Source organism: Rhizobium sp. 05N49 (genome assembly GCF_056396805.1).
Map to the genome: position 1 here is coordinate 272,297 of NZ_JBFTME010000007.1, position 19,722 is coordinate 292,018.

A 19,722-nucleotide genomic window follows, 5' to 3' on the forward strand; every position below is an offset into this window, starting at 1 on the left:
CGGCCTTTTTTGTGAAAACGTCATGTAGACGCTTGCTTTTCCTTGATTTGCAGGGTTTTTGGGTTCTCGGCGGGCCTGATGAAAGCGATTTCTGCGCCTAGCTTACAGATTGAGTTGTTTCAAACCATTTAGAAAGGGGTGGAAACATGAACAAGAATGAACTCGTGTCCGCAGTAGCCGAAAAGGCTGGACTGACGAAGTCTGATGCAGCATCTGCCGTCGACGCAGTTTTCGACGTTGTACAGGCTGAACTGAAGAGCAAGGGCGACGTTCGCCTCGCTGGCTTCGGCAGCTTCACGGTTTCCCATCGCGCTGCCACGAAGGGCCGTAACCCTTCGACCGGCGCCGAAGTCGACATTCCGGCACGCAACGTGCCGAAGTTCACGCCCGGCAAGGGCCTGAAGGACGCCGTCAACGGCTGATACGAGATAGTCCGCCGGCCGTAAACGAGAACGGCCGCGCAGGATTTTGAGGGGTTCGGCATCGCCGGACCCCTTTTTGTTTTCGGCGCTTGCCGCACGCGCCGGTTTGTTTTACGACGCTCGTGTTCTCAGGGCGGGGTGAAAGTCCCCACCGGCGGTAAGGGTTTCGGCCCGAGCCCGCGAGCGCCTTCCGAAGCTTCGGTCAAGGAAGGGTCAGCAGATCCGGTGTGATTCCGGAGCCGACGGTTAAAGTCCGGATGAAAGAGAATGAGCATGGCCGTGCGGGGCAGGGGACTGCCGCGTCTGCGTGCCGTCGCCTCATGCGTCCTGATTTATGTTTGGTCCCTGTACTGGATGGAAGACATGAATCAGAATTCCCTAGCCGTCTCGCATTCCCGCGCCTTCGCCGGCGCTGCCTTCATGGTGGCCGGAGGCGTTGCCTTCTCGCTTCTCAATGTCGTCACCCAATGGCTGACCATGACGCTTGCCTTTCCGGCGGCTTCTGCAGCCTTCTGGCAATATGGCTTCGCCTTTCTCTTTTCCTTGCCCTTCTTGCGCAAGGCCGGCCTATCGGCGATGCGCACCAGCTATCCCTGGCGGCATGTCGTGCGCGTTGCCTTTGCCGCGCTCGGCGTCGAAGCCTGGGTCTCCGGTCTCGCCTCGGTGCCGATCTGGCAGGCGATCGCGCTTGTGATGACGTCGCCCTTCTTTATCATTCTCGGCGCACGCCTGTTCCTCGGTGAGCGCGTCGGGCCTGCTCGCTGGATGGCAACGGGTGTCGGCTTTGTCGGCGCGATGATCATCCTCCAGCCATGGTCGGACAGCTTCACCTGGGCCGCCCTCCTGCCTGTCCTCTCGGCGCTTCTCTGGGGTGCTTCGTCGCTCATCACAAAGAGCCTTACGGGCATCGAGAAACCGGAGACGATCACCGTCTGGCTGCTGGTGCTGCTCGCGCCGATCAATGGCAGCCTGGCACTTGCGTCGGGCCTCGCCGTGCCGACAGGCGCAACGCTTGCGCTCTTCCTCCTGGCCGGCCTTCTGACAGTCGTGGCGCAATATCTGCTGACGCTCGCCTACGCCAGCGCCGATGCCGCTTATGTGCAGCCCTTCGATGACCTGAAACTGCCGCTGAACGTACTCGCCGGCTGGCTTTTCTTTGGCTATGCGCCGGCTGGTTATCTGTGGCTGGGCGCCGCGCTCATTCTCGCCGCCTCGCTCTTCATCATGCGCAGTGAGATGCGTCGCGAACGGCAGGCTGCCTGACGCAAACTGTACAAAATGTCGCAGCCTGTCATGTCTCTGTCATGGCAGTCCCGCAAAAACCCTCTGTTCGATTTTTTCGGCATTGGGGGATTTTTCAATGACATTGTCTTCGCGCAAGGCAGCGCTCGCTGCCGTGCTTCTTGCATCCGTTGCGGTCCCGGCAGCAGCGGAACCGGTTTTCAACCGCATCGCCTCTTTCCCGGTCGCAACAAATCTGCCGGCCGACAAGGACAAGCTTTCGGCCACCTCAGCCGAAATCATCACCGCTTCGCAGGATGGCAACACGCTGATCTACAGCGACAGCCCGCTCGGCGCGATCGGCTTCATCGACATCACCGATGCCAAGGCACCCAAGGCCGGTGGCGCGCTGATGATGGACGGTGAGCCGACCTCGGTTACGACAGCAGCCGGCAAGGCGCTCGTCGCCGTCAACACCGGCGAAAGCAAGCAGAAGCCGTCGGGCCGTCTGGCAATTGTCGATATCGCTTCGAAGAAGATCGACGCGACCTGTGACCTCGGCGGCCAGCCCGATTCGATCGCCCTCAACAAGGACAGGACGCTCGGGACAATCGCGATCGAAAACGAACGCGATGAAGAGGTCAACGACGGCAAGATCCCGCAGATGCCGGCAGGCGACCTCGTCGTCTTCCAGGTCAAGACCGACGGCACCGTCGATTGCGGCACGATCAAGCACGTTGCGCTCACCGGTCTTGCAGGCGTTGCCCCTGAAGACCCGGAGCCGGAATTCGTTTCCTTCAACAGCCAGAACGAAATTGCGCTTACGCTGCAGGAAAATAACGAGATCATTATTCTCGACGGCACGACCGGCACGGTGAAGACGCATTTCACCGCCGGCAGCGTCGACCTCTCCGGCATCGACACCAAGCGCGACGGTGCCCTGAAGTTCACCGGCGAGAAGAAGGGCGTCCCGCGTGAGCCCGACGCGGTCAAGTGGCTGGACGACAACCGTCTCGTCGTTGCCAACGAAGGCGACTATGAAGGCGGCTCGCGTGGCTTCACCATTTTCGACAAGACCGGCAAGGTTCTCTTCGAATCCGGCAGTTCCTTCGAGCGCGCCGTTGCCGCTCTCGGCCATTATCCGGAAAGCCGCTCTTCGTCGAAGGGCGTCGAGCCGGAAGGTCTCGAAGCGGCCAGGTTCGGTGATGACAACCTGTTCTTCCTTCTTGCCGAACGCGCTTCCGTCGTCGGTGTCTACAAGGACACGGGTGCCGATCCGGAACTGCTGCAGATCCTGCCGTCGGGCATTTCTCCGGAAGGCGCAATCGCCATTCCCCAGCGTAACCTGTTCGCTACTGCCAACGAGCTTGACCTCGGCAAGGACGGTGGTGCGCGTTCGCACGTCATGATCTACGAGCGCGGCGAAGGCGAGAAGGCCTATCCGCATATCGTCTCCGCAGAGAAGGACGGCAACCCGATCGGCTTTGCAGCTCTTTCGGGCCTCGCCGCCGTTCCGGGCAAGCCGGGCATGCTCTACGCCGTCAGCGACAGCGTCCTCGGTTCGCAGCCGACGATCTACACGATCGACGCCACCAAGAAGCCGGCCGTCATCACCGATGCCCTCATCGTCAAGCGTGACGGCGCTCCGGCCCAGAAACTCGACATCGAAGGCATCGCCGTTGCTGCCGATGGTTCTTTCTGGCTCGCTTCGGAAGGTTATACCGAGCGCCTGGTGCCGCACGCGCTCTATAACGTCACAGCCAAGGGCGACATCAAGGCCGAGATCGCCCTTCCGAAGGAACTGCTGGCCAACGAAATCCGCTATGGCTTCGAAGGTGTCACGATCATCGGCACCGGCGATGACGCAACGCTGTGGATGGCCGTTCAGCGCGAATGGAACGATGACGAGAAGGGTTTTGTGAAGCTCGTTTCCTATAACCCGAAGAAGAAGGAATGGGGCGGCGTACGCTACCCGCTGGACAAGAGCGAGAGTGGCTGGGTCGGTCTTTCCGAAATCACGGCTCAGGGAGACAGCGTCTACATTATCGAGCGTGACAATCTCGTCGGTGACGCGGCCAAGCTGAAGAAGCTCTACAAGGTCGCAATCTCCGACCTGAAGCCGGGCAAGCTCGGCGGCGAACTGCCTGTCGTCAAGAAGACGGAAGCCCATGACTTCATCGGCGACCTGAGGTCGGCCACCAACGGCTACGTTCTCGACAAGCTGGAAGGTTTCGCCTTCGACGCGTCGGGCAAGGCCTTTGCAGTGACCGACAATGACGGTGTCAGCGATTCTTCGGGCGAAACCCTGTTCTTCCCGGTCAACCTGTCCGCCACGAACTGAGTTCACATTCCGCGAAATGGAGAGGCCGGGCTTTGCCTGGCCTTTTCCTTGGCCCGACCATGCTGACGGCGTGACCGGGTTAGGCCATGAATTTGGGCAGTGCGGCGGCCAATGCGTCGACCGCAAGACGGATCCTGAGCGGCAGGTGCGGCGTCTGCAGCCACAGCGCATGGCAGTCGTAGAGAAATTCCGGCTGACCTGGCAGCAGCACTTCGAGCGTCCCGGCCTGCACGCGCTCGCGGATGAGCCAGTAGGGTAGCCAGGCAAGCCCCATGCCGGCTGTCGCTGCATCTGCAATTGCATCGAGATCATCGAGCCGCAATCGGCCGCTCGGCCGAACTTCTATTGGAGCCTGGTCTCCATCCGGGAAGAGCCATGGGCTGAAGCGCGCGGAGCGCGCGTAGATGATTGCATCGTGCTTGCCGATATCTTCGACAGTCTCCGGTCTGCCATGAGCATCGAGATAGCTCGCCGAGGCGCAGACCACCATGCGCTGGCGCGCGACCCGCCGCGCGATAATCCCTGACCTGTCAGCGAGTTCCCCGGTACGGATCGCGAGATCGTAGCCGTCATCGGCGAGATCGGTAATGGGGTCGCTGAGCGATAGATCGAGTTCGAGGCTCGGATACCGCCCTGCAAGCTCGAGCAGAACCGGAAGCACGCAATGCCGGCCGAAATGCGCGGGCATGGTGACGCGCAGCTTTCCGCATGGTTCGGAAAGATGGTCGAACGCGAGCGCGTCCGCGGCTTCGGTCTCGGCGAGGATCACGCGGCAGCGCTCGTAATAGGCGCGTCCAAAATCCGTAAGGCTCTGGCGGCGCGTTGTCCGGGTGATAAGGCTGACTCCCAATCGCTCCTCAAGAAAGCGGATATGCTTGCCGACCATCGGACCGGAGAGGCCGAGTGCTGCTGCCGCTGCCGCAAACGAGCCCAGATCAACGGCCTTTACGAAGACGGTCATGCTGGTAAGGCGATCCATATTGCAAACTCACAGTTTCTTCTGTCTTTCTCAGAGCTCAATTTATCTCCACCAATCCAATTGGCATAGATCATTCAGTCCGATTGTTTTGGAGTTGATGGGAAATGGCACGCATAATCCGCTTTCATGAATTTGGCGGTCCTGACGTTCTCCGCATTGAGGATATGGATATTCCAGCCCCTGGACCGGGACAGGTTCAGATCCGCGTCAGGGCTCTTGGGATCAACCGAGCTGAGGCCCTGCTGAGATCCGGCACCTATATCGAAACCGCGCCACTGCCGTCGGGGCTTGGCCTCGAGGCGGCAGGCATCATCGAGGCGGTAGGGGAGGGCGTGGATGGCTTTGCGCCCGGCGACGCTGTCAGCATCATCCCGCCGATCTCGATGGTCCGCTCGCCGGCTTATGGAGAACTGGTCACATTTCCCGCCGCATCTGTTGTCAGGCACCCGCCGACACTTTCCTGGGAGGAGGCTGCCGCTCTCTGGATGCCGTATCTGACCGCTTACGGCGCCCTCATCGATATCGCCCGACTATCAAGGGGGGAGTTCGTCGCTGTTACCGCTGCATCGAGCAGCGTAGGTCTTGCCGCAATCCAGATCGCCAACGTGATCGGCGCCACGCCGATTGCGATTACGAGAACCTCTTCAAAGCGTCAGGCATTGGAGGAGGCCGGTGCCGCGCATGTGATCGCCTCGCAGGAGGAGGACTTGCAAGCGCGGCTAAGGGAGATCGCCGGAGAAGGAGGTGTTCGGGTCGTCCTCGACGCCGTGGCCGGACCTATCTTCGAGCCGTTGACGGCGGCGATGTCCTCGAGCGGCATTCTTATCGAATATGGTGGACTAAGCCCGCAGCCAACACCGTTTCCTTTGCCTGCCGTGCTCGGCAAATGCCTGCTGCTGCGCGGCTATCTTGTCCATGAGATCATTCGTGATCCGATACGGCTTCAGGCCGCAAAGACCTTTATTTTCGATGGGCTCGCGTCCGGCGCGCTGAAGCCTCTCATAGCAAAGACGTTCCCCTTCGAGCAGATCGTCGAAGCGCATCGGTTCCTGGAAACGAATGAGCAGTTCGGCAAGATCGTCGTGACGGTCTGATGCGGTCCTGCTGGGAACATGTCTCAATCCCGGCCTGCAAGTTGCTGGCCGGGATTGATGGTCTGCAGGGCCTACCAGCGCTGATGCACATGCGGAGCGATCAGCCGCCCGTAAATCTCCCGGGTCGCGGCCATGACATCAGCCGACAACGGCGCCAGATCGGCGGCGGCAGCGTTCGCCCTGGCCTGCTCGGCATTGCGCGCGCCGGGAATGACGACGGTGACAGCCTCTGCCATCAGGATCCAGCGCAGCGCAAAGGCTGCCATGCCGGCGCCTGCTGGAACGAGCTTGCGCACTTCCTCGACCGCCTGCAGGCCGACCTCGAAGGGCACGCCCGCAAAGGTTTCGCCGACATCGAAGGCCTCGCCGTTGCGGTTGAAGTTGCGGTGATCGTCGCTGGCGAACTTGGTGTCGCGGGTGATCTTGCCGGAGAGGAGGCCGCTTGCGAGCGGCACACGGGCGATGATTGCCACGTTCTTGCGGCGGGCCTCACCGAAGAACAGGTGGTCGGGACGCTGGCGGAAGATATTGTAGATGATCTGGATGCTGACGACGCCAGGATATTCGATCGCCTTCAAGGCTTCCTCGACCTTTTCGACGCTGACGCCATAGCCCTTGATCTTGCCTGCCTTCTGCAGATCGTCGAGGACAGCGAAAACCTCGGGGCGATAGAACACTTCCGTCGGAGGGCAGTGGAGCTGTACGAGGTCGAGGCTGTCCACTTGCAGATTCTTCAGGCTGCGGTCGATGAAGCCTTCGAGATTGGCCTTGTTGTAGCCCTCAGCGACATGCGGGTTGAGACGGCGGCCGGCCTTGGTCGCGACCATCGGGCGCTCGCCGCCACGCGCCTTCAGCACGTCGGCGATGATCTTCTCGGAGCGGCCATCACCGTAGACGTCAGCGGTATCGATGAAGGTCATGCCGGCATCGAGTGCGGCATTCAGCGCAGCGCGGCCGTCCGCTTCGCTGACATCGCCCCAGGAACCGCCGATCTGCCAGGCGCCGAAGCCGACATCGGTAACGGTGAAGGGCAGGCGGCCGAAAGCATGATGTTTCATGAAAAATCCTCCGTTCGTGATGAAAGGCCCTCGCAGTAGCAGCTGCCGGATAGAGCGGCAATCGCCGATACCGCTTGGATCGCCTGCTGCGATGAAATACCCTTGCCCAAGACGGCTTCAACTGCGCACGACGGAAGAACGGAAAGAACATGGATATCAAGACTGCGGGCGCACGCCCCTCCACCAAAGGCCGGGCCGACTATTTTACCGGTTCCGTACGGCTGGATCCGCTTGTCGATGCGCCGGATCCCGCCCGCGTGCAGGCCACGCACGTGACCTTCGAACCCGGCGCGCGCACGACTTGGCACACGCATCCCTTGGGGCAGACGCTGATCGTTACGTCAGGCAGGGGGCTTGCGCAGACCTGGGGTGGAGACATCAGGGAAATCCGTGCCGGCGATGTGGTCTGGTTCGCGCCGGGCGAGAAGCACTGGCATGGGGCGAGTGAGGAGACTGGCATGAGCCATATTGCCATCCAGGAAGCGTTGAACGGCAGCGTGGCAGACTGGCTGGAGCAGGTCAGTGACGAGCAGTATGCTGGCAAGGCCTGAGGGTAGCGGTGGCCGTGCAGTATGATTCGGAGATTGGGCGGGTGCCGTCGCGTGGCCGGTAACAGCTCACGACACGCCTATGCTTCTCAGCCTGTGGAAAAGTTCCTCGACAGGCGTAAGTGGTCGCGAAGGCAATGCAATGGCCTGCAGGCGGGGCAGGGAGCGCCCGCGTCACGAACGCGAATTTGCCGGTTCTGCGGGAGATTGGCGAAGCGGTTCCGAAACAATTTCAGCACTGTCATGGTTTTGTCTCCAAACCTGCTTGACACTAAAAGGCGAACCCCTTAGTTAGCCGCTCATCCCAACGGCCAGCCCGTTCGGAGAGGGTGCTCAGGCACCGGATTGCTTGAAAGAATGCGGGTGTAGCTCAGTCGGTTAGAGTGCCGGCCTGTCACGCCGGAGGTCGCGGGTTCGAGCCCCGTCACTCGCGCCATTTCAAGCAGGCGTCAAATTGACGCTGTCTGTCCGGTTTCGTGATATCCTCACGGTCCGAAAGGTCCAATGCGCGGGTGTAGCTCAGTCGGTTAGAGTGCCGGCCTGTCACGCCGGAGGTCGCGGGTTCGAGCCCCGTCACTCGCGCCATTTATCTTCAAAAAGCCATGCAGTTTCCGAGGGTCAGCCATGCGGCCTTCCGCGACATTTGCGGATTTGTCGCGACATCGTTGCATCTGCTTGATAATGTCCGTCTCACGCTGTTCGAATAGCTTCTGTAAAAGTCTTGCGCCGGGGCTCCGGCTGCGCTAACCACGGCTTGTTGCAACGCACGTTCGCTTGCCGGGCATTTGCCCAGTTGCGCCGCCCGGCGCCGCCCGCAAGCAGGGATGAACATGATGACTGAACTGCTCAGTTCCTATATTCCGATCGCTATTTTCATCGGTATCGCGCTCGTTATCGGCCTGGCGCTGCTCATTGCGCCGTTTGCCGTTGCATTCAAGGCGCCCGATTCGGAAAAGCTTTCGGCCTACGAATGCGGCTTCAACGCATTCGATGACGCTCGCATGAAGTTCGACATCCGCTTCTACCTCGTGTCGATTCTCTTCATCATCTTCGATCTTGAAGTCGCCTTCCTCTTCCCGTGGGCCGTTTCCTTCGGTGCCATCGGCTGGTTCGGCTTCTGGTCCATGATGGTCTTCCTCTTCGTGCTGACCATTGGCTTTATCTATGAATGGAAGAAGGGAGCCCTGGAATGGGAGTAGCCCCCGCTGGCAATCAGACGCTCGTAGCGCCGCAGCCGAAGGGGATCATCGATCCCTCGACCGGCAAGCCGATCGGCAGCAACGACGCGTTTTTTGGCGAGATCAATAATGAGCTCGCCGACAAGGGTTTCCTCGTCACGTCGACCGACGAGCTGATCAACTGGGCTCGTACCGGCTCGCTGATGTGGATGACCTTCGGTCTCGCCTGCTGCGCCGTCGAGATGATGCAGCTGTCCATGCCGCGTTACGACGTCGAGCGCTTCGGCTTTGCACCGCGTGCTTCGCCGCGCCAGTCGGACGTCATGATCGTTGCCGGCACGCTGACCAACAAGATGGCGCCTGCGCTTCGCAAGGTCTATGACCAGATGCCTGAGCCGCGTTACGTCATCTCGATGGGCTCCTGCGCCAACGGCGGCGGCTACTATCACTATTCCTATTCGGTTGTTCGTGGTTGCGACCGCGTCGTGCCGATCGACATCTATGTGCCGGGCTGTCCCCCCACAGCCGAAGCGCTGCTTTACGGCGTGCTTCTGCTGCAGAAGAAGATCCGCCGCACCGGCACGATCGAACGCTAAGGGCAAGGACAGGACATTATGAGCGAAGCCCTCACTGAGCTTTCGTCGTACCTTTCGGAAGCGCGCGGCAACCTGATTGCCGCCTCGCAGCTCAAGTATGGTGAGCTGACGCTGACGACGACCGGCGACAATCTGATTCCGCTGCTGACGTTCCTGCGCGACGATGCCAAGTGCGGCTTCGTCAACCTGACGGACATCTGCGGTGTGGACTGGCCGCAGCGCGAACTGCGCTTCGACGTCGTCTATCATATTCTGTCGCCCAAGAAGAACCTGCGCATCCGCGTGAAGGTGGCAACAGACGAAGATACGCCGGTTCCGTCCGCCTGCGCCGTCTATCCGGGCGCCGACTGGTTCGAGCGCGAGACCTGGGACATGTACGGCGTGCTCTTCACCGGCCATCCGGACCTGCGCCGTATCCTGACCGATTACGGTTTCGAAGGCCATCCGCTGCGCAAGGACTTCCCGACGACAGGTTTCGTCGAAGTTCGCTACGACGATGCGGCAAAGCGCGTCGTTTACGAGCCGGTGGAACTGAAGCAGGAGTTCCGAAACTTTGACTTTCTGTCGCCCTGGGAAGGCACCGAATACGTGCTGCCCGGCGATGAAAAAGCGAAGCAATAATTCAAGGCGGCTGGTGGGCCTGTTCCCGCCATTCACCAACTATCTGAGAACGCGAGCCTGATCGCCATGACAGAACATAATGTCCGCAACTTCAACATCAATTTCGGACCGCAGCATCCGGCGGCGCACGGCGTGCTTCGTCTTGTCTTGGAGCTTGACGGCGAAATTGTGGAGCGCGTCGACCCGCATATCGGTCTTCTCCATCGCGGCACCGAAAAGCTGATCGAAACCAAGACCTACCTGCAGGCCGTTCCCTACTTCGATCGCCTCGATTACGTGGCGCCGATGAACCAGGAACATGCCTATGCACTGGCGGTTGAAAGGCTGCTCGGCATCGAGATCCCGATTCGCGGCCAGCTCATCCGCGTCCTCTACTCGGAAATCGGCCGTATCCTGTCGCATCTCCTGAACGTTACGACTCAGGCCATGGACGTCGGTGCGCTGACGCCGCCGCTCTGGGGTTTCGAAGAGCGCGAAAAGCTGATGGTGTTCTATGAGCGCGCCAGCGGCTCCCGCATGCATGCCGCTTATTTCCGTCCGGGCGGTGTTCACCAGGACCTGCCGGAACAGCTCGTGCAGGATATCGGCAAGTGGTGCGACGAGTTCCCGGGCAAGCTCGACGATATCGACGATCTTCTCACCGGCAACCGCATCTTCAAGCAGCGTAACGTCGATATCGGCGTCGTCTCGCTGGAAGATTGCTGGGCCTGGGGCTTCTCGGGCGTCATGGTGCGCGGTTCGGGCGCTGCCTGGGATCTGCGTCGTGCGCAGCCCTACGAATGCTATTCGGATCTCGAATTCGACATCCCGGTCGGCAAGAACGGCGACAACTACGATCGTTACCTGATCCGCATGATCGAGATGCGCGAATCGGTGAAGATCATGAAGCAGTGCGTCAATCGCCTGCTCGGTGATGCCAAGGCGGGACCCTTCTCCTCGATCGACGGCAAGGTCGTTCCGCCGAAGCGCGGCGAAATGAAGCGTTCGATGGAAGCGCTCATCCACCACTTCAAGCTCTATACCGAAGGCTATCACGTGCCGGCCGGCGAGGTTTACGCTGCCGTCGAAGCGCCGAAGGGCGAATTCGGCGTCTATCTCGTCTCCGACGGCACCAACAAGCCCTATCGCTGCAAGATCCGCGCCCCGGGTTATGCGCATCTGCAGGCGATGGACTTCATGTGCCGTGGCCACCAGCTTGCCGACGTCGCGGCTGTTCTCGGCTCGCTCGACATCGTGTTCGGTGAGGTAGACCGCTAATGCAGGCTCTGCCGCTCGCAGCAGCATTTCTTCTTTCGGCCTCCGCTGCCTTTGCGCAGGATGCCGGAAAGCTCGGCACACCGCTGGGCCATGAGGAGGCGCAGTCGCCGGCAGAGCAGTCGTCCATGGGCGAGCTTTTGTCCAAGGGCTATCAAATCAAGGCCGCCGTGCCGAACGGCGGCAAGTTCGTGGTATTTATGCAAAAAGACCAGTCGGCCTACGCCTGTGAAATGCAGTCTTTGACTGCTTCGCGGTGTGGAACGCTAAACTGACAAGGCGTGAGGAAGAATGTCCGTTCGTCGATTAGCCGAAGATCAATTCCAGCCGTCCGCATTCGCTTTCAGCGACGACAATGCGGTCTGGGCGGAAAAGACGATTCAGAAATATCCTGCAGGCCGTCAGCAGTCCGCGGTCATTCCGCTGTTGATGCGGGCGCAGGAACAGGATGGTTGGGTCACCCGCCCGGCGATCGAAAAGATCGCCGACATGCTGGACATGGCCTATATCCGTGTTCTCGAAGTCGCGACCTTCTACACCCAGTTCCAGCTTCATCCGGTCGGCACGCGTGCTCACGTTCAGGTCTGCGGCACGACGCCCTGCATGCTGCGCGGCTCGGAAAAGCTGATGGGCGTATGCCGCAACAAGATCCACCAGCACCCGTTCGAGCGCAATGCTGAAGGCACGCTCTCGTGGGAAGAGGTCGAATGTCTCGGGGCCTGCGTCAACGCACCGATGGTGATGATCGGCAAGGATACCTATGAGGACCTGACGCCCGAGCGCCTCGAAGAGATCATTGATACGTTCGCGGCCGGCAATGGCACGAGCGTCAAGGTTGGCCCGCAGATCGACCGCCACCTGTCCTCGCCCGAAGGTGGCCCGACGACCCTACTGGGTGATGTTACCGTCACCCGCACCTGGGTTGACAAAGCCGCAACGACCGCACCGGCAGACGGGGCCACCGTTCCGCCCTCCGAGGCTGCGCGCCCGAAGAGCACCGATGCCGAGACCAATGCGGCGCTGAAGACGCCGGCAACGGCACCGAAGGCATCCGCCAAGAATGCCAAGGCTGCCGAAGTTCAGCCGCTTTCCGGCACGGCCGCTTCCGAGCCGGCGCCGAAACCTGCTGCTGAAGCTGTTGTAAAGCCTTCGCTGACCGACAAGAATCGTCCGGCCGGCATCGAAAAGCCGGCAGCGCCGGACGATCTCAAGATGATCTCGGGCGTCGGTCCGAAGATCGAGGCAACGTTGCATGAAATCGGCATCTTCACCTTCGCGCAGATCGCGGGCTGGAAGAAGGCCGAACGTGAATGGGTCGATGGTTTCCTGAATTTCCGCGGCCGCATCGAGCGTGACGACTGGGTCAAGCAGGCCAAGGCGCTCGCCAAGGGCGGTGAAGCGGAATATATCAAGGTCTTCGGCAAGAAGCCGCGGTAAGAGGTGTGAGACATGTTAGAAGATAAAGACCGCATCTTTACCAACATCTACGGCCTCAAGGACAAATCCCTGAAAGGCGCGATGAGCCGCGGCCATTGGGATGGCACCAAGCAGATCCTCGAAAAGGGGCGCGACTGGATCATCGACGAGATGAAGGCTTCCGGCCTTCGCGGCCGTGGTGGCGCAGGCTTCCCGACCGGCCTCAAGTGGTCCTTCATGCCGAAGCAGAGCGACGGCCGTCCACACTACCTCGTCGTCAATGCCGACGAATCGGAGCCCGGCACCTGCAAGGACCGCGATATCATGCGCAACGATCCGCATACGCTGATCGAAGGCTGTGTGGTCGCGAGCTTCGCAATGGGCGCCAATGCCGCCTATATCTATGTTCGCGGCGAATATATCCGCGAGCGCGAAGCCCTGCAGGCGGCAATCGACGAATGCTACGATGCCGGCCTTCTCGGCAAGAACAACAAGCTCGGCTGGGACATGGACATCTATGTCCATCATGGCGCTGGTGCTTATATCTGCGGTGAGGAAACCGCGCTGCTCGAAAGTCTTGAAGGCAAGAAGGGCCAGCCGCGTCTTAAGCCACCATTCCCGGCAAACATGGGTCTCTACGGCTGCCCGACGACGGTCAACAACGTCGAATCGATCGCCGTCGCCCCGACCATCCTGCGCCGTGGTGCCGGCTGGTTCTCGGCGATCGGCCGTCCCAACAATGTCGGCACCAAGCTCTTCATGCTCTCCGGTCACGTCAACAAGCCGTGCACCGTCGAAGAGAGCATGGGCATCACCTTCCGCGAACTGGTCGACAAGCATGCCGGCGGCATCCGCGGCGGCTGGGACAACCTGCTTGCCGTCATCCCGGGCGGCGCATCGTGCCCGATCGTTCCGGCCAAGGACATTATCGACTGCCCGATGGACTTCGATGGCCTGCGCGCCGTCGGTTCCTCCTTCGGTACGGCCGCCTCGATCGTCATGGACAAGTCCACCGACGTCATCAAGGCGATCGCTCGTATCTCGGCCTTCTTCAAGCATGAGAGCTGCGGCCAGTGCACGCCGTGCCGCGAAGGCACCGGCTGGATGTGGCGCGTGATGGAGCGCATGGCGCGTGGCAACGCCCAGAAGCGCGAAATCGACATGCTGTTCCAGGTCACCAAGCAGATCGAAGGCCACACCATCTGCGCGCTCGGCGACGCAGCCGCATGGCCGGTGCAGGGTCTGATCCGTAACTTCCGTCCGGAAATCGAAGCGCGCATCGACCAGTATACGGCCAATGCTCTCGATCACGGTGCGGTTCTGGAGGCGGCTGAGTAAGCGCATGACATCAGAGGCATCCGACGGCAAGATGAATGAAGGGGCAGCCGATTTTGCGGCTGACTTCGGCCGTCTTGCTGCCGGCATGCTGGAAAATGCGCGTGCTTTCCCCGTTCATCCGTTGATGGCGCATCCGGCTGCGGCATTTGCCGCTGCCACCGCGATCGGCTTCGGCATTTCCACGCAGATGGCCGGCGTTTTCTTCGGTGCGCTGAAGGGCGCGCTTGAAACGGCGAACCTGGCGGCCGCAGCGCTTGATGAAACGCCGCCGGACGAAGAAGCACCCGAGATGGATATCCGTCCGGAAAATATTCGCCCGGCAGAAACGGCTGCACCGGTTCGCAAGGCTGCAAAGCCGAAGCTGACGGTGGTTTCCAGCAAGGCCCCGGCAACGGAAGCGGCGAAGCCGACGGTTGCCAAGGCGAAGCCCGCCGCAAGGTCCAGGAAGGCTGACGATCTGAAACTGATCGCCGGGATCGGCCCGAAACTGGAGCAGGTGCTGAACAAGAGAGGCATCCGCACCTTTGCCGATGTCGCGGCATGGAACGATCAGGACGTTGCGAACCTGGACGCCGAACTCGGCGTCGACGGCCGGATCCTGCGTGACGACTGGGTCGGCCAGGCCAAGGTGCTGGCGACACGGGGCCGCAGGAAGAAGTAGGTTTCCGGCCTCGGGCAATGGCCGGCGGAATGGCATATCGATCGGCGGGGCAGGGGCCTCGGGTCGCAATGCCGATGGCGGGTTTCGGGTCTCGGAGCCGGCGAAAAGAGAATTTGGGCAATACCAGCGCCAGGACGGACGAAATGTCTGCCTTGGCAATATGGATGTTGCAAAAATAGGTTTGTTTGCCGGTATCCGGCGAATGGGAAACAGGACTGAGTGACGATGGCAAAACTGAAGATTGACGGCAACGAGATCGAAGTTCCGGATCATTACACGCTGATTCAGGCGTGCGAAGAAGCCGGCGCTGAAGTTCCGCGCTTCTGCTTCCATGAGCGTCTGTCGGTTGCCGGCAATTGCCGCATGTGCCTCGTCGAGGTCAAGGGCGGTCCGCCGAAGCCGCAGGCTTCCTGCGCCATGGGCGTGCGCGATATCCGCGGCGGCCCGAACGGCGAACTGCCTGAAGTCTTCACCAACACGCCAATGGTCAAGAAGGCCCGTGAAGGCGTGATGGAATTCCTGCTGATCAATCATCCACTGGATTGCCCGATCTGTGACCAGGGCGGCGAATGCGACCTGCAGGACCAGGCCATGGCCTTCGGTATCGACACCTCGCGCTATCAGGAAGACAAGCGCGCCGTCGAAGACAAGTACATTGGCCCGCTCGTCAAGACGGTCATGAACCGCTGCATTCACTGCACGCGTTGCGTCCGCTTCACGACGGAAGTGGCCGGCATTTCCGAGCTTGGCCTGATCGGCCGCGGCGAGGACGCCGAGATCACCACCTATCTCGAGCAGGCCATGACCTCCGAGCTGCAGGGCAACGTCGTTGATCTTTGCCCGGTCGGCGCTCTGACCTCCAAGCCCTTCGCCTTCACGGCCCGTCCGTGGGAACTGAACAAGACTGAATCGATCGACGTCATGGACGCCGTCGGCTCGGCGATCCGCGTTGATACTCGCGGCCGCGAAGTCATGCGCATCCTGCCGCGAATCAATGAGGCGGTGAATGAAGAGTGGATCTCCGACAAGACCCGTCATGTCTGGGACGGCCTGAAGACGCAGCGCCTCGACCGGCCCTACGTCCGCAAGGACGGTCGCCTGCAGCCGGCGAGCTGGGGCGAAGCCTTCGGCGCCATCAAGTCGGCCGTTTCGACAACCTCCGGCGACAAGATCGGCGCGATTGCCGGCGATCTCGCCTCGGTCGAAGAAATGTATGCGCTCTCCGAACTGGTAAAGTCGCTGGGTTCAGAGAACCTCGACTGTCGCCAGGATGGGGCGGCACTTGATCCGTCGCTCGGCCGCGCAAGCTACCTCTTCAACCCGACCATCGCGGGCATTGAACAGGCTGACGCGCTGCTTATCATCGGCGCCAATCCGCGCTTCGAAGCGGCTATCCTCAACGCCCGCATCCGCAAGCGTTACCGTCGCGGCGGTTTCCCGATCGGCGTGATCGGTGAGGGCGGCGAGATGCGTTACAAGTATGATTATCTCGGCGCAGGCCCCGATACGCTGAAGGACATTCTCGACGGCGGCCACGCCTTCGCCGAAGTCCTCTCCAAGGCTTCCAAGCCGATGATCATCATCGGCCAGGGTGCGCTGACCCGCACGGATGGTGCTGGCGTTCTCGCAACCGCCGCCAAGCTCGCTGTCAATGTCGGCGCAATCGCCGAAGGCTGGAACGGCTTTGCTGTGCTGCACACCGCAGCATCGCGCGTCGGCGGCCTCGACCTCGGTTTCGTGCCGGGTGCCAAGGGCGTCAATGCCGCCGAGATGCTGAAGACCATGGACGTGCTCTTCCTGCTCGGCGCCGATGAACTCGATTTCTCGGCGAAGGCTGCGAAGTTCACTGTCTATATCGGCTCGCATGGCGACAACGGTGCGCATGGCGCCGACGTCATCCTGCCGGCCGCCGCCTATACGGAAAAGTCCGGCACCTGGGTCAACACCGAAGGCCGCGCCCAGATGGGCAACCGCGCCGGTTTCGCACCAGGCGACGCGCGCGAAGACTGGGCGATCATCCGAGCCCTTTCTGACGTGCTCGGCAAGAAGCTCCCGTTTGATTCTCTCGGCGAATTGCGCGGCAAGCTCTATGCGGCATTCCCGCATTTTGCGGCCATCGACGAGATCGCCGAAGGCGATAGCGCCCAAATTGCCGCACTGGCGAAAAAAGCCGGTAAGATGAACAAATCCGGGTTTGCGTCGCCGGTCAAAGACTTCTATTTGACGAACCCGATAGCGCGCGCCTCGGCTGTCATGGCCGAGTGCTCGGCGTTGGCCCGCAACAATTTCAAAGTCGCGGCAGAGTAAGGGCAGGAACTCATGGATTCTTTCTTCTCGACCTATGTCTGGCCGGCGATCATCATGATCGGTCAGTCACTGCTGCTGCTCGTCTGCCTGCTGGTCTTCATCGCTTACGTCCTTCTTGCCGACCGCAAGATCTGGGCCGCCGTCCAGCTGCGCCGCGGCCCGAACGTCGTCGGTCCTTTCGGTCTGTTCCAGTCCTTCGCCGACCTCTTGAAGTTCGTCTTCAAGGAACCGGTCATTCCGGCCGGCGCCAACAAGGCGGTCTTCCTTCTTGCCCCGCTCGTCACCGTGCTTCTGGCGCTGTCGACCTGGGCGGTCGTGCCGCTCGCAGATGGCTGGGTCATTGCCAACATCAATGTCGGCATCCTCTATATCTTTGCGATCTCTTCGCTCGAAGTGTACGGCATCATCATGGGTGGCTGGGCTTCGAACTCGAAGTACCCGTTCCTCGGTGCGCTGCGCTCCGCAGCGCAGATGGTGTCCTACGAAGTCTCGATCGGCTTCGTCATCGTCACTGTCCTTCTCTGCGTCGGTTCGCTGAACCTGACTGACATCGTCAACGCCCAGCGCACCGGTCTCGGCACCATGATCGGCCTGCCGAACTCGTTCCTCGACTGGCACTGGCTGGCGCTGTTCCCGATGTTCGTCGTCTTCTTCATCTCCGCACTTGCCGAGACGAACCGCCCGCCCTTCGACCTTCCGGAAGCAGAATCCGAACTCGTCGCCGGCTTCATGGTCGAATACGGCTCGGCTCCGTACATGATGTTCATGCTCGGCGAATATGCGGCCGTCGTCCTGATGTGCTCGCTGACGACCATCCTCTTCCTGGGGGGGTGGCTGCCGCCGGTCGATTTCTGGCTCATCAACTGGGTGCCGGGCATCATCTGGTTCATGCTGAAGGCATGCCTGGTGTTCTTCATGTTCGCCATGGTCAAGGCTTTCGTGCCCCGTTACCGCTACGACCAGCTCATGCGTCTCGGCTGGAAGGTCTTCCTGCCGCTGTCGCTCGCCATGGTCATCATCGTTGCATTCGTGCTGAAACTGACGGGATGGGCAGGCTGATGTCCAACCTCGTTTCCGGCAAAATTGGAGAATAAGATGGGAAGCCTGTCCGCCTCCATCAACTCGCTCTTCCTGAAGGAATTCGTCGGCGCATTCTTCCTGTCGATGCGCTACTTCTTCAAGCAGAAGGCGACGATCAACTATCCCTTCGAAAAGGGTCCGGTCAGCCCGCGCTTCCGCGGCGAGCATGCTCTGCGCCGTTACCCGAACGGTGAAGAGCGCTGCATCGCCTGCAAGCTGTGCGAAGCGATCTGTCCCGCTCAGGCGATCACCATCGAAGCCGGCCCGCGCCGCAATGACGGCACACGCCGTACGGTGCGCTACGACATCGACATGGTGAAGTGCATCTATTGCGGCTTCTGCCAAGAGGCTTGCCCCGTCGATGCGATCGTCGAAGGCCCGAATTTCGAATTCGCCACCGAGACCCGTGAAGAGCTCTACTTCGACAAGCAGAGGCTTCTCGAAAACGGCGACCGGTGGGAGCGTGAAATCGCCCGCAACATGGCGATCGACGCGCCCTATCGTTGATTGAAATTTGAAATGCCGCGGGAAGGGTGCTCAACGCCCGCCGCGGTCAACATGCACCGGGGCTTTGCTGGCGAATGCTGTGCGAAGTCCTATCGGGCAGGGAAACTCCCGGCTGCCCGGGGGAAGATGAAAAAGGCACCAACATGGGTCTGCAGGCTCTATTTTTCTATCTTTTCGCCTTTGTCGCGATAGCGTCGGCGTTCATGGTCATCTGGGCGAAGAACCCGGTTCACTCGGTTCTGTTCCTGATCCTGGTGTTCTTCAATGCAGCCGGTCTCTTCCTGCTGCTGGGTGCAGAATTCCTGGCGATGATCCTGCTCGTCGTCTATGTGGGCGCGGTCGCGGTTCTCTTCCTCTTCGTGGTGATGATGCTTGACATCGACTTCACCGAGCTTCGCGCCGGTGTTCTCGAATATGCGCCGATCGGCGCGCTGATCGGTCTCATCCTCGCAGCCGAACTCATCGTCGTCGTCGGCGGCAGCGCGATCTCGCCCGAGATTGCCAAGACCGTCGCCATGCCGATCCCGGCGCTGACCGAACGCACCAATACGGCGGCACTCGGCGACGTGCTCTATACGAACTACGTCTACTTCTTCGAGATCGCCGGTCTGGTCCTGCTGGTCGCCATGATCGGCGCGATCGTGCTGACGCTGAAGCATCGCACCAATATCAAGCGGCAGAATATCGCCCGCCAGGTTGCCCGCACGCCTGCCACCGCCGTCGAGGTGATCAAGGTTAAGCCGGGCCAGGGCGTAAGCTGAGCCGAGAGGTCAAGGAACAAAGAACATGGTCATCGGACTTTCCCATTATCTCACGGTCAGCGCCATCCTCTTCACGATCGGCATCTTCGGCATCTTCCTGAACCGGAAGAACATCATCGTCATCCTGATGTCGGTCGAATTGATCCTGCTGGCGGTCAACATCAACATGGTCGCCTTCTCGTCGTTCCTCAACGACATCGTCGGCCAGGTGTTCGCACTGTTCATTCTGACCGTTGCTGCTGCTGAAGCGGCGATCGGTCTTGCAATTCTCGTTGTCTTCTACCGCAACCGCGGTTCGATCGCGGTCGAAGACGTCAATATGATGAAGGGCTGAGCGGCT

The 19,722-nt window shown here is 60.7% G+C and carries 20 protein-coding genes, 2 tRNA genes and 1 riboswitch; of the genes, 20 read left to right on the forward strand and 2 right to left on the reverse strand.

The features are described 5' to 3' along the window. Positions 1-146: 146 nt before the first annotated feature. From AC1DF8_RS16770 to AC1DF8_RS16780, 3 genes are all read left to right on the forward strand, one after another. A complete protein-coding gene (locus AC1DF8_RS16770) occupies positions 147-422 on the forward strand; it encodes an HU family DNA-binding protein (protein ID WP_018114459.1) in 276 nt (91 codons plus the stop codon). Between the two features lie 120 nt (positions 423-542). Further along, a riboswitch (FMN riboswitch) is annotated at positions 543-695 on the forward strand. An 81-nt stretch (positions 696-776) separates the two neighbouring features. Then, on the forward strand, positions 777-1,685 hold the full coding sequence (locus AC1DF8_RS16775; protein WP_478154239.1) for a DMT family transporter: 909 nt from the start codon (positions 777-779) through the stop codon (positions 1,683-1,685). An 82-nt stretch (positions 1,686-1,767) separates the two neighbouring features. Next, on the forward strand, positions 1,768-3,984 hold the full coding sequence (locus AC1DF8_RS16780) for an esterase-like activity of phytase family protein (RefSeq protein WP_478154212.1): 2,217 nt from the start codon (positions 1,768-1,770) through the stop codon (positions 3,982-3,984). A gap of 79 nt (positions 3,985-4,063) precedes the next feature. Here AC1DF8_RS16780 and AC1DF8_RS16785 read toward each other — a convergent pair whose 3' ends face one another. Then, on the reverse strand, positions 4,064-4,963 hold the full coding sequence (locus tag AC1DF8_RS16785) for a LysR family transcriptional regulator (protein WP_478154213.1): 900 nt from the start codon (positions 4,961-4,963) through the stop codon (positions 4,064-4,066). 104 nt (positions 4,964-5,067) lie between these two features. Here AC1DF8_RS16785 and AC1DF8_RS16790 point away from each other — a divergent pair, with 104 nt between their 5' ends. Continuing rightward, positions 5,068-6,057 (forward strand): zinc-dependent alcohol dehydrogenase family protein, encoded by a 990-nt coding sequence (locus tag AC1DF8_RS16790; protein ID WP_478154214.1) that lies wholly within the window; start codon positions 5,068-5,070, stop codon positions 6,055-6,057. Between the two features lie 71 nt (positions 6,058-6,128). On the opposite strand, the gene AC1DF8_RS16795 is transcribed toward AC1DF8_RS16790, so the two are convergent. Continuing rightward, positions 6,129-7,115 (reverse strand): aldo/keto reductase, encoded by a 987-nt coding sequence (locus AC1DF8_RS16795; protein WP_478154215.1) that lies wholly within the window; start codon positions 7,113-7,115, stop codon positions 6,129-6,131. Between the two features lie 149 nt (positions 7,116-7,264). Here AC1DF8_RS16795 and AC1DF8_RS16800 point away from each other — a divergent pair, with 149 nt between their 5' ends. The 16 genes from AC1DF8_RS16800 (at position 7,265) to nuoK (ending at position 19,716) form a co-directional block, all read left to right on the forward strand. Continuing rightward, positions 7,265-7,666 (forward strand): (R)-mandelonitrile lyase, encoded by a 402-nt coding sequence (locus AC1DF8_RS16800; RefSeq protein ID WP_113212498.1) that lies wholly within the window; start codon positions 7,265-7,267, stop codon positions 7,664-7,666. Between the two features lie 356 nt (positions 7,667-8,022). Beyond that, positions 8,023-8,099 (forward strand) — tRNA-Asp (locus tag AC1DF8_RS16805). 72 nt (positions 8,100-8,171) lie between these two features. Next, positions 8,172-8,248 (forward strand) — tRNA-Asp (locus AC1DF8_RS16810). Positions 8,249-8,496: 248 nt separating this feature from the next. Further along, positions 8,497-8,862 carry an NADH-quinone oxidoreductase subunit A gene (locus tag AC1DF8_RS16815; RefSeq protein ID WP_097611397.1) on the forward strand — a complete coding sequence of 122 codons (366 nt, stop codon included), beginning with the start codon at positions 8,497-8,499 and terminating at the stop codon, positions 8,860-8,862. After that, positions 8,853-9,437, forward strand: a complete 585-nt coding sequence (locus tag AC1DF8_RS16820; protein WP_112544560.1) for a NuoB/complex I 20 kDa subunit family protein — start codon at positions 8,853-8,855, stop codon at positions 9,435-9,437. The genes AC1DF8_RS16815 and AC1DF8_RS16820 overlap by 10 nt, the downstream gene beginning before the upstream one ends. Before the next feature lie 18 nt (positions 9,438-9,455). Further along, positions 9,456-10,058, forward strand: coding sequence for an NADH-quinone oxidoreductase subunit C (locus AC1DF8_RS16825; protein WP_112544558.1), 603 nt, complete (start codon positions 9,456-9,458; stop codon positions 10,056-10,058). 66 nt (positions 10,059-10,124) lie between these two features. Next, the gene (locus AC1DF8_RS16830; RefSeq protein ID WP_112544556.1) at positions 10,125-11,315 is read left to right on the forward strand and encodes an NADH-quinone oxidoreductase subunit D; all 1,191 of its coding nucleotides are present in this window, start codon (positions 10,125-10,127) and stop codon (positions 11,313-11,315) included. Further along, positions 11,315-11,587: a hypothetical protein gene (locus AC1DF8_RS16835; protein WP_112544554.1), complete on the forward strand. Its 273-nt coding sequence runs from the start codon at positions 11,315-11,317 to the stop codon at positions 11,585-11,587. The genes AC1DF8_RS16830 and AC1DF8_RS16835 overlap by 1 nt, the downstream gene beginning before the upstream one ends. A gap of 16 nt (positions 11,588-11,603) precedes the next feature. Beyond that, positions 11,604-12,749, forward strand: coding sequence for an NADH-quinone oxidoreductase subunit E (locus tag AC1DF8_RS16840; protein ID WP_478154216.1), 1,146 nt, complete (start codon positions 11,604-11,606; stop codon positions 12,747-12,749). Positions 12,750-12,761: 12 nt separating this feature from the next. Then, positions 12,762-14,066 carry an NADH-quinone oxidoreductase subunit NuoF gene (nuoF, locus tag AC1DF8_RS16845; RefSeq protein WP_112968074.1) on the forward strand — a complete coding sequence of 435 codons (1,305 nt, stop codon included), beginning with the start codon at positions 12,762-12,764 and terminating at the stop codon, positions 14,064-14,066. A gap of 4 nt (positions 14,067-14,070) precedes the next feature. Then, positions 14,071-14,727, forward strand: a complete 657-nt coding sequence (locus tag AC1DF8_RS16850; RefSeq protein ID WP_183887982.1) for a 5' DNA nuclease — start codon at positions 14,071-14,073, stop codon at positions 14,725-14,727. 225 nt (positions 14,728-14,952) lie between these two features. After that, positions 14,953-17,034, forward strand: coding sequence for an NADH-quinone oxidoreductase subunit NuoG (gene nuoG, locus AC1DF8_RS16855; protein WP_478154217.1), 2,082 nt, complete (start codon positions 14,953-14,955; stop codon positions 17,032-17,034). A gap of 12 nt (positions 17,035-17,046) precedes the next feature. Continuing rightward, positions 17,047-18,093 carry an NADH-quinone oxidoreductase subunit NuoH gene (gene nuoH / locus AC1DF8_RS16860; RefSeq protein WP_112544549.1) on the forward strand — a complete coding sequence of 349 codons (1,047 nt, stop codon included), beginning with the start codon at positions 17,047-17,049 and terminating at the stop codon, positions 18,091-18,093. Between the two features lie 36 nt (positions 18,094-18,129). Beyond that, a complete protein-coding gene (gene nuoI, locus AC1DF8_RS16865) occupies positions 18,130-18,621 on the forward strand; it encodes an NADH-quinone oxidoreductase subunit NuoI (RefSeq protein WP_037096244.1) in 492 nt (163 codons plus the stop codon). A 143-nt stretch (positions 18,622-18,764) separates the two neighbouring features. Next, positions 18,765-19,382, forward strand: a complete 618-nt coding sequence (locus tag AC1DF8_RS16870; RefSeq protein ID WP_112544548.1) for an NADH-quinone oxidoreductase subunit J — start codon at positions 18,765-18,767, stop codon at positions 19,380-19,382. Positions 19,383-19,407: 25 nt separating this feature from the next. Next, entirely contained in the window at positions 19,408-19,716 is a 309-nt protein-coding gene (nuoK, locus tag AC1DF8_RS16875; RefSeq protein WP_112544547.1) for an NADH-quinone oxidoreductase subunit NuoK, read from the forward strand. Positions 19,717-19,722 lie beyond the last annotated feature (6 nt).